Here is an 8,454-nt window from a genome sequence, read left to right on the forward strand (position 1 = left end):
GGCCCCGCACACGGTGTGCGGGGCCCGGGCACCGGTGGCGCGCGGTGGCGTCACGCGGCTCCGGGGTTGCCGTAATAGGCGTCCGGTCCGTGTTTGCGGGTGAAGTGGCGGTCCAGCAGGTGCTGCGGGGGTTCCACCGCGCCCAGGGCGATGGTGTGCAGGGCCATCTCCGCGACCGCCTCGCAGATGATGGCGTGCTCCAGGGACTTGTTCGCGTCGGCGCCCCAGGTGAACGGGCCGTGGTGGGCGACCAGGGCGCCGGGCACCTCCCCGGCCCGGGTGTCGTCGCGCTCCAGGAGGTCCACGATGACCTGCCCGGTGTTGTACTCGTAGTCCTTGGCGCACTGCTCGGGCGTCAGCGCGGCCGTGACCGGGACGGGCCCGTTGAAGGTGTCGGCGTGGGTGGTGCCGAGCACCGGGATCGGACGCCTGGCCTGGGCGAAGGCGACCGCGTGGGTGGAGTGGGTGTGGGTCACCCCGCCGATCGAGGGGAAGGCGAGGTAGAGGCTGCGGTGGGTCTCGGTGTCGGTGGAGGGGCGGAGCCGGCCCTCCACGACGCTTCCGTCGGCGAGGGAGACGACGACGAGGTCGTCGGCGCCCAGCGCGTCGTAGGAGACCCCGGACGGCTTGATGACGAAGACACCGGCCTCCCGGTCGACACCGCTCACATTGCCCCAGGTGAGGGTGGCGAGCCCGGCCCGCGGGATGCGGAGGTTGGCTTCGAGTACGTCGCGGCGCAGCTCTTTCGATACGGTCCCGGTCACGGAGGGCTCCGTCCTGATGGAGGGGTGGGCGGCGGTCACAGGCTCTGGGCCAGCCGGTGGTACGCCTGGTTCCAGCGCAGTTCGCGGGTGAAGCCCCGGATGGTGGTGTCCCGGTCGATGACGGCGAGTTCGGTGCGCAGCATCTCGGCGAGGTCTTCCAGCTCCTCGCCGCCGAGTGCGGTGGTGAGGACGGTGTGGTGCGGTGCTCCGGCCGTCAGCCATGCCTCGGTGGAGGTGCGCAGGTCGGGGGCGGGCCGCCACACGGCGCGGGCCACCGGCAGCGCGGGCAGCGGCTCCGGCGGGGTGACGACGTCGATGTGGTTGGCGACGAGCCGGAAGCGGTCCCCCATGTCCGCGAGCCCGACGACCACGGCGGGGCCGGGGGCCGCGTCGAAGACCAGCCGGACCGGGTCCTCCCGGCCGCCGATGGAGAGCGGGTGGATCTCGCAGCTGGGTGTCGCCGTGGTAAGCGAGGGGCAGACCTCCAGCATGTGGGCGCCGAGGATGAGTTCCTGGCCGGGCGTGAGGTCGTAGGTGTAGTCCTCCATGAACGACGTGCCGCCCGGCAGCCCGTGCGCCATGGCCTTGACCGTGCGCAGCAGGACGGAGGTCTTCCAGTCGCCCTCGCCGCCGAAGCCGTAGCCGTCGGCCATCAGGCGCTGGACGGCGAGCCCGGGCAGCTGGCGCAGACCGCCGAGGTCCTCGAAGTTCGTGGTGAAGGCGCGGAAGCCGCCCTCGGTGAGGAAGGCGCGCAGACCGGCCTCGATGCGGGCGGCGTAGCGCAGGGACTCGTGGCGCTCGCCGCCCGGCCGCAGCTCGGGGGCGAGGGCGTAGAGGTCCTGGTACTCCTTGACGAGCGCGGTGACGGTGTCCTCGTCGGCGGCGTCGACGGCGGTGACGAGGTCGTTGACGCCGTAGGTGTTGACCGAGACCCCGAAGCGCAGCTGGGCCTCGACCTTGTCGCCCTCGGTGACGGCGACGTCGCGCATGTTGTCGCCGAAGCGGGCGAGTCTGAGGTCGGTGAGTTCGGCGCGGCCCACGGCGGCGCGCGCCCAGCCGGCGATGCGGTCGACGACCTCGGGGGTGGTGACATGGCCGGCGACGGTCTTGCGGGGAACACCGAGGCGGGTCTGCACGAAACCGAACTCGCGGTCGCCGTGGGCGGCCTGGTTCAGGTTCATGAAGTCCATGTCGATGGTGGACCAGGGCAACTGGCGGTTGGCCTGGGTGTGCAGGTGCAGCAGCGGTTTGCGCAGGGCGTCGAGGCCGGCGATCCACATCTTGGCCGGGGAGAAGGTGTGCATCCAGGCGATGAGGCCGATGCACCGGTCGTCGGCGTTCGCGTCGAGACAGACCCGGCGGATGGCGGCCGCGTCGGTGAGGACGGGCTTCCAGACCACGCGCACCGTCATCTGCGGCTGGTCCGCGAGGGTGTCGCGGATGACCCGTGACTGGTCGGCGACCTGGGCCAGGGTCTCGTCGCCGTAGAGGGACTGGCTGCCGGTGAGAAACCAGATCTCGCGGTCGGGCTGGGCGAGCGTCATGTCGGGTGTGCTCCTCGTTGTGCTGGAAGAAGGGTCCGGGCCTGGGCAGGTCAGCCCGCGGTGGCGGTGCGCGCGGCGTTGCGGATCCGGCGCAGACGGTGCAGGAGGAGGTCGGCGCCGGTGCCGAAGTGGTCGTGGAGGGCGCGGTATTCGGCGAACAGCGCGTCGTAGGCGTCCGCGCGGCCGGGGTCCGGGGTGTACGCGTGCCGCTGGACGCTTCCCATCGCGGCGGCGGCGCTCCGGACGTCCGGGTGGGAGCCCGCGGCGACGGCGGCGTGGATGGCGGAACCGAGGGCGGGCCCCTGCTCGGATGTGCCGAGGGAGACGGGGCGGCGCAGGACATCGGCGTAGATCTGCATCAGGAGGGCGTTCTTCTTCAGCCCGCCGGTGACGATGAACTCCTCGACCGGAATCCCGCCGGCCTCGAACGTCTCCACGATGACCCGGGTGCCGTAGGCGGTGGATTCGAGCAGGGCGAGGTAGACGTCCTCGGGGCGGGTGTCGAGGGTGAGCCCCGCGACGACCCCGGAGAGGTGGTGGTCGACCAGGGTGGAGCGGTTGCCGTTCATCCAGTCCAGGGCGACCAGGCCGTGCGCACCGACCGGCTGTCCGGCGGCCTTGCGGGTCAGGAGCTGGTGCAGGTCCTCCCCCGCGTCCCTGGCCTCGGTGCGGTAGTCGTCCGGCACGCCCTGCCGGAGCCACCAGGCGAAGATGTCCCCCACCGCGCTCTGCCCGGCCTCGTAGCCGTAGGCACCTTCCACGATGCCGCCCTCGACGACCCCGCAGATGCCGGGGACGTCGGCGAGGGTGGCGCCGTTGAGCACGTGGCAGGTGGAGGTGCCCATGATGGCGAGCAGCCGCCCGTTCTCGACGGCCCCGGCGGCGGGGGCCGCCACATGCGCGTCGACGTTGCCCGCGGCCACGGCGATGCCCTCGGGCAGGCCGGTCCACCCGGCGGCGCGGCCGCTCAGGCCGCCGACGCGTGAGCCCAGCGCCGACAGCGGGTGCTCCAGGCGGGTGGCGGGGAAGTCCGCGAACTCCGGGTGGAGCCGGGAGAGGAAATCGGGCGTGGGGTAGGCGCCGTCCTGGTGGATGCCCTTGTAGCCGGCGGTGCAGGTGTTGCGCGATTCGGCGCCGGTGAGCTGCCAGACGATCCAGTCGGCCGCCTCGATCCAGCGCGCGCAGGCGGCGTAGACCTCGGGGTCCTCCTCCAGCACCTGGAGGGCCTTGGCGAACTGCCACTCGGAGGAGATCCTGCCGCCGTACCGGCTGATCCACTTCTCGCCCCGGTCGTGCGCGAGGGCGTTGATGCGGTCGGCCTGCTCCTGCGCGGCGTGGTGCTTCCACAGTTTCGGCCAGGCGTGCGGGTGGTCCGACCATGCGGGCAGCAGGGCGAGCGGGACGCCCTCCGCGGTGGCCGGCAGGACCGTGCAGGCGGTGAAGTCGGTGGCGATGCCGATGATGCGGGCCGGGTCGACCCCGGCGGCCTCGACCGCCGCCGGGACCGCGGTGCGCAGCACGTCGCGCCAGTCCTCGGGGTGCTGCAACGCCCAGTCGGGGGGCAGCGGTACGCCGGTGAGCGGGAGGCGGTCCTCGATGACGGCGTGGCGGTAGTCGTGGACCGCCGAGCCGAGTTCGGCGCCGTCCCGGACCCTGACCACCACGGCGCGCCCGGACAGGGTGCCGAAGTCCACGCCGACCGTGCAGGCGTCGGGGTGGTGCGGGTCGACGGGGTCGGAAGAGGCGTGTGGCGTCACGATGCGGTCTCTCTCTCAGGGGTGGGCGGGGCGGCAATGGACCCCCGTTGATTGTTAGCGCTCACAATCCTTTGGGGCAAGGGCTGCGTGCACTTTTGTCGTCCCCGGTCGACTCGGCCGTCACACCCATCTCTGCGCATCACACAATCCACACGTCGAACCTGCGGGATGCGCCACGATTACCTCCCTTTCCTCCGGTTACGGCCGCACCTCGGCGCAAGAAAAGACGCCGGGGACCCTTGCACCCCATTGATGCGAGCGCTAACAATCGAGCTTCACCCAGGCCGCCGCGACGACGGGATTGTCAGGTCATGCCCATGAAAAACTTCCGAGCCGCGTCCGCCCTCGTGGCGGTGACCACCGGCTGCGCCCTCCTCCTCACCGCCTGCGGACAGGACAGCGAGGGAGGAAGCCAGGAGAAGAAGGACAAGAAGGACGTCACCATCGGCATCGCCATGCCGACCAAGTCCTCCGAACGGTGGATCGCCGACGGCAAGAACATGACCGCGAGCCTGAAGAAGGCCGGGTTCGCCACCACGCTCCAGTACGGGGAGGACGACCCCGACCAGCAGGTCGCCCAGATCGAGAACATGATCACGCAGGGCGTCGACGCGCTCGTCGTGGCCGCCATCAACGGCCAGGCCCTGTCCAACGTCCTCCAGCAGGCCGCGGACGCCGACATCCCCGTGATCTCGTACGACCGGCTCATCCTGGGCTCTCCGCACGTCGACTACTACGCCTCCTTCGACAACGAGAAGGTCGGCGAGCTCCAGGCCACGTACATCGTCGACAAGCTCGGCCTGAAGAACGGCGCGAAGAAGGGCCCGTTCAACATCGAGCTGTTCGCCGGGTCCAACGACGACAACAACACCAAGTACTTCTTCAACGGCGCCATGAAGGTGCTGAAGCCGTACTTCGACAAGAAGCAGCTGGTCGTGCGCTCCAAGCAGACCCGGCTCAACCAGGTCACCACGCTGCGCTGGGACGGTGGCCTCGCGCAGAAGCGCATGGACGACCTGCTGACCTCCTCGTACTCCTCCGCGCACGTCGACGCGGTGCTCTCCCCGTACGACGGCATCTCCATCGGCATCCTGTCCGCCCTGAAGTCCGACGACTACGGGAGCAAGTCCAAGCCGCTCCCGGTCGTCACCGGTCAGGACGCGGAGGTCGCCTCCGTGAAGTCGATCATCGCGGGCCAGCAGACCCAGACCGTCTACAAGGACACCCGCGCCCTGGCCCAGGTCGCGGCGGACATGGTGACCGCCGTGCTGAACGGCAAGAAGCCCGAGGTCAACGACGAGTCCACGTACGACAACGGCAAGAAGGTCGTGCCCGCCTTCCTGCTCGACCCGGTCAGCGTCGACAAGACGAACTACCGCAAGGTCCTGGTCGACTCCGGCTACATCGACGCCAAGGAGCTCGGGTGAGCCCCGCCGCACCCGAAGCCCCCGCCGCACCCGGCCCCGTCCTCGAAATGCGGTCCATCGTCAAGACGTTCCCCGGTGTCAGGGCGCTCTCCGAGGTGACCCTGTCCGTGCGGCGCGGCGAGGTGCACGCCCTGTGCGGGGAGAACGGTGCCGGCAAGTCGACGCTCATGAAGGTGCTCTCCGGCGTCCACCCGCACGGCTCGTACGAGGGCGAGATCCTCCTCGACGGCGAACCGTGCCGCTTCCGGGACATCCGGGCCAGCGAGCAGCGCGGGATCGTCATCATCCACCAGGAACTCGCGCTCGTCCCGCATCTGTCGATCGCCGAGAACGTCTTCCTGGGCAACGAACCCGCCCGGCGCGGGATCATCGACTGGCGTGAGTCGCTGCGCCGGGCGTCCGCGCTGCTCAAGCGGGTCGGTCTGGACGACCATCCGGAGACCCGGGTCGCCGACATCGGTGTCGGCAAGCAGCAGTTGGTGGAGATCGCGAAGGCGCTGGCGAAGGACGTCCGGCTGCTGATCCTGGACGAGCCCACCGCCGCGCTCAACGACGAGGACAGCGCGAAGCTGCTGCGGCTGATGCGGGAGCTGAAGGATCAGGGCATCACCTCGATCATCATCTCGCACAAGCTGAACGAGATCGCCAGGATCGCCGACTCGGTCACCATCCTGCGCGACGGCCGGTCCATCGAGACCCTGGACGTCAACGACCCGGCCACCACCGAGGAACGCATCATCCGCGGCATGGTGGGCCGGGACCTCGACAGCCGCTTCCCCGACCGCACCCCGTACACCGGCGAGACCGACGCCCGGCCCGCCCTGGAGGTCAGGGACTGGACGGTGCGCCACCCGCTCGACCGCGCCCGCAAGGTGGTCGACGGGGTCTCGGTCCAGGTCCGCCGCGGCGAGATCGTGGGCATCGCCGGGCTCATGGGCGCCGGCCGGACCGAGCTCGCGATGAGCGTCTTCGGGCGCTCGTACGGGCACTACGAGCGGGGCACCGTCCTCAGGGACGGCCGCGAGGTGCGGACCCGTACGGTGCCCGAGGCGGTCGGCCACGGCATCGCGTACGTCACCGAGGACCGCAAGCACTACGGCCTCGACCTCGGGGACTCGGTGGGCCGCAACATCTCGCTCGCCTCGCTCGGCTCCCTCGCCCGTCGGGGTGTGGTGGACGGCCACGAGGAACGCAAGGTGGCCGAGCGGTACCGGCGGACCATGAACATCAAGACGCCGAACGTCCTGGAACCGGTCGGCCGGCTCTCCGGGGGCAACCAGCAGAAGGTCGTCCTCAGCAGGTGGATCCTCACCGGTCCGGACGTCCTCATCCTGGACGAGCCCACACGCGGCGTGGACGTGGGCGCCAAGTTCGAGATCTACACCGTGATCGACCGGCTCGCCGCCGAGGGCAAGGCGATCCTCTTCATCTCCTCCGAGCTGCCCGAACTGCTCGGCATGTGCGACCGCGTGTACACCATGGCCGCCGGCCGGCTGACCGGCGAGGTCGCCCGCGAGGACGCCACCCAGGAAGTGCTGATGCGGCACATGACCCAGGACACCCCCGTACCACCGGTGGCCACCGCGGGCACCACCCCCACCGAAGGACAGCAGGCATGAGCACCGACGTCAGCACTCACACGAAGGCCACCCCGCCCTCGGGCCAGAGCGGGGCACCGCCGACGGGGGTCCCGGTCCTCCGGGTGCTCCTGGACGGCGTACGGCGGAACATGCGCCAGTACGGCATGCTCTTCGCGCTCGGTCTGATCGTGCTCCTGTTCCAAATCTGGACGGGGGGCGACCTGCTGCTTCCGCGCAACGTCTCCAACCTGGTGCTCCAGAACAGCTACATCCTGATCCTGGCCATCGGCATGATGATCGTCATCATCGCCGGGCACATCGACCTGTCGGTGGGCTCCCTGATGGCGCTGGTCGGAGGCGTCGGGGCGGTGCTCATGGTCGAGCACCATGTGGCCTGGCCGGTCGCCGTGGTCCTCACCCTGCTGCTCGGGGCCGTCGCGGGGGCGCTCCAGGGCTTCTTCATCGCGTACGTCGGCATCCCGTCGTTCATCGTGACGCTCGCGGGCATGCTGCTGTTCCGGGGGCTGACGGAGATCTTCCTCAAGGGCCAGACGCTCGGCCCGTTCCCGGAGGGCATGCAGAGGGTCGCCAACGGTTTCCTGCCCGAGGCGGGTCCGGAGACGAACTACCACAACATCACGCTGCTGCTGGGCCTGGGGCTGGCGGCCTACGTGGTGTTCCAGGAGCTGCGGGACCGGCGGCGGCAGCGCGAGTTCACGCTGGAGACCCTGCCGACGGGCCTGTTCGCGCTGAAGGTGACGGCGCTGGTCGCCGCCGTGCTGGTCACGACGCTGCTGCTGGCCAGTTACAAGGGCGCGCCGGTGGTGCTGCTGATCCTGGCCGTGCTGCTGGTCGGCTTCGGTTACCTGATGCGCAACGCCGTGATCGGCCGCCACGTGTACGCGATCGGCGGCAACCTGCCCGCCGCGAAGCTGTCCGGGGTCAAGGACCGGAAGGTGACCTTCGCGGTCTTCCTCAACATGGGGATGCTCGCGGCGCTGGCCGGCCTGGTCTTCGCGGCGCGTTTCAACGCGGCCTCTCCGAAGGCGGGGGTGAACTTCGAGCTGGAGGCCATCGCGGCCGCGTTCATCGGCGGGGCGTCGATGAGCGGCGGTGTGGGCACCGTCCTGGGAGCCATCATCGGCGGCCTGGTCCTCGGCGTGCTCAACAACGGCATGAACCTGGTCGGGGTCGGCACCGACTGGCAGCAGGTCATCAAGGGCCTGGTGCTGCTCGCGGCGGTCGGCTTCGACGTGTGGAACAAGCGGAGGGCGGGCGCCTGAACCGCCTCCTGGGGGGGGGGGGGGGGGGGGGGGGGGGGGGGGGGGGGGGGGGGGGGGGGGGGGGGGGGGGGGGGGGGGGGGGGGGGGGGGGGGGGGGAG

General features: G+C 70.5%; 6 protein-coding genes. 3 read left to right on the top strand and 3 right to left on the bottom strand.

The window, feature by feature from the left end; translation table 11 throughout:
* Positions 1-50: 50 nt before the first annotated feature.
* Genes araD through araB form a run of 3 tightly spaced genes read right to left on the bottom strand, consistent with a single transcriptional unit; the run spans position 51 to position 4,065 of the window.
* On the bottom strand, positions 51-764 hold the full coding sequence (gene araD / locus ACN6LM_RS36950; protein ID WP_445069805.1) for an L-ribulose-5-phosphate 4-epimerase AraD: 714 nt from the start codon (positions 762-764) through the stop codon (positions 51-53).
* Between the two features lie 35 nt (positions 765-799).
* Positions 800-2,308 carry an L-arabinose isomerase gene (gene araA / locus ACN6LM_RS36955; protein WP_445069806.1) on the bottom strand — a complete coding sequence of 503 codons (1,509 nt, stop codon included), beginning with the start codon at positions 2,306-2,308 and terminating at the stop codon, positions 800-802.
* A 50-nt stretch (positions 2,309-2,358) separates the two neighbouring features.
* Positions 2,359-4,065: a ribulokinase gene (gene araB / locus ACN6LM_RS36960; protein ID WP_445069807.1), complete on the bottom strand. Its 1,707-nt coding sequence runs from the start codon at positions 4,063-4,065 to the stop codon at positions 2,359-2,361.
* Positions 4,066-4,382: 317 nt separating this feature from the next.
* On the opposite strand from araB, the gene chvE reads away from it, so the two are divergent.
* The 3 genes from chvE to mmsB are packed head-to-tail and all read left to right on the top strand — an operon-like array spanning position 4,383 to position 8,355.
* Entirely contained in the window at positions 4,383-5,492 is a 1,110-nt protein-coding gene (chvE, locus tag ACN6LM_RS36965) for a multiple monosaccharide ABC transporter substrate-binding protein (protein WP_445069808.1), read from the top strand.
* Between the two features lie 47 nt (positions 5,493-5,539).
* Positions 5,540-7,111, top strand: a complete 1,572-nt coding sequence (gene mmsA / locus ACN6LM_RS36970; protein WP_445069810.1) for a multiple monosaccharide ABC transporter ATP-binding protein — start codon at positions 5,540-5,542, stop codon at positions 7,109-7,111.
* Positions 7,108-8,355 (top strand): multiple monosaccharide ABC transporter permease, encoded by a 1,248-nt coding sequence (gene mmsB / locus ACN6LM_RS36975; protein WP_445069809.1) that lies wholly within the window; start codon positions 7,108-7,110, stop codon positions 8,353-8,355. The genes mmsA and mmsB overlap by 4 nt, the downstream gene beginning before the upstream one ends.
* Positions 8,356-8,454: the final 99 nt, after the last annotated feature.

The organism is Streptomyces sp. SAS_281, assembly GCF_052542855.1.

Bases quoted from the DNA above. Each gene is read 5' to 3' on its own strand.
- araA (WP_445069806.1), bottom strand. From the start codon at position 2,308: ATGACGCTCGCCCAGCCCGACCGCGAGATCTGGTTTCTCACCGGCAGC.
- mmsB (WP_445069809.1), top strand. From the start codon at position 7,108: ATGAGCACCGACGTCAGCACTCACACGAAGGCCACCCCGCCCTCGGGC.
- mmsA (WP_445069810.1), top strand. From the start codon at position 5,540: ATGCGGTCCATCGTCAAGACGTTCCCCGGTGTCAGGGCGCTCTCCGAG.
- chvE (WP_445069808.1), top strand. From the start codon at position 4,383: ATGAAAAACTTCCGAGCCGCGTCCGCCCTCGTGGCGGTGACCACCGGC.